This window comes from Cupriavidus sp. HMR-1 (assembly GCF_000319775.1).
Classification (GTDB): Bacteria; Pseudomonadota; Gammaproteobacteria; order Burkholderiales; family Burkholderiaceae; genus Cupriavidus; species Cupriavidus metallidurans.
Genome location: NZ_ANKP01000002.1, coordinates 1 through 1,244, shown reverse-complemented (window position 1 = coordinate 1,244; position 1,244 = coordinate 1). Strand labels below are relative to the sequence as shown.

Annotated in this window: 2 protein-coding genes; both read left to right on the top strand. The window is 67.3% G+C overall.

Annotated features, from left to right (window positions below):
• Positions 1 to 750: FecR domain-containing protein (locus D769_RS00050; RefSeq protein ID WP_008640705.1), on the top strand; the 750-nt coding region annotated here is incomplete at its 5' end.
• A gap of 95 nt (positions 751 to 845) precedes the next feature.
• The coding region (locus D769_RS30590) for an STN domain-containing protein (protein WP_008640703.1) at positions 846 to 1,244 on the top strand (399 nt) is incomplete at its 3' end.

The window sequence follows — 1,244 nt, the reverse complement described above, 5'->3', positions numbered from 1 at the left end:
ACTCCGCCGCGCTCCGCGAGTCGCCGCCGGGCCGTCCAGGCGCTGGTGGTTGCCTTCACCGGCGGCGCGGCAGCATGGGCTGCGCGAGATCACGCGCCGTTGCAGGACTGGCTGGCCGATGTCCATACGACCGTGGGTGAGCAACGTCTTCTGTCGCTCGCGGACGGCACGCAGGTCAGACTCAATACCGATACCGCCATCGATATCGCCTTCACGTCCACCGAACGGCGCGTTGTCCTGCGACGTGGCGAGATCCATGTCCAGACAGCCCCGGATCGACACTGGTCATCGCGCCCATTCATCGTCGCAACCGCCTCGGCCACGCTGCGCCCAATGGGCACCCGATTCGCGGTGCGCGTATCGGGTGACGCCGGCTGGATCGGTGTCACCGAAGGCGCCGTCGCGGTTCGGCCACAGGCAGACCCTACGGGCGGACGCATCATCGCCGCAGGCAAGCAGGCACGATTCACCCCGGCGAGCGTCGACGCCCCCGCGCCGCTGCCCGAGAGCGATACCGCCTGGACCGACGGCATGATCGTCGCCACGGACATGCGCCTGGCGGATTTCCTCGCCCAGGTCGACCGCTATCGACCTGGGCGGCTGCGCTGCGCGCCAGACGTGGCGGATCTGCGCGTGTCGGGTACCTTTCCGATAGCGGATACCGATCTCATCCTCGATGCCCTTCGCACTGCCCTGCCCGTGCGCATCCATTTCCTGACGCGCTACTGGACAACGGTCCTTCCCGCCTGATTTTTCGTTTTTTCCGCCAAGGAGTGGTCTGTTCTGGATTCTCGCGTGACATAGGAGATGAGTCCCACTTTCACGCCTCTCCCGCAGTCGAATCCATGCCATCCCGAATCCTGGCGCTGCCGCGCCGCCGCTCCACCGTTGTTCTGAAACACACGCTCCTGCTGGCCGCCCTATACGGCGCCGGCGCCCTGTCGGCCATCGATGTCATGGCACAGGGCACGTCCGCGCAGGCGACGTCGCCACTTCGCACCTATGACATTCCTGCCGGGCCGTTGCAGGCCACGCTGAACCGCTTTGGCCGCGAAGCCGGCATCCTGCTGGCATTCACGCCCGAACAGGCCGCCAACCACCAGAGTCCGGGCCTCCGGGGCCAGTACAGTGTGCGCGACGGACTCGATACGATCCTGCAAGGCACCGGCCTCGCCGCATCGGCACAGGCCAACGGCAGCTACGTGCTGGCACGCAGGGTCGCCCAGGCCGAGGGCCGGCCCGCC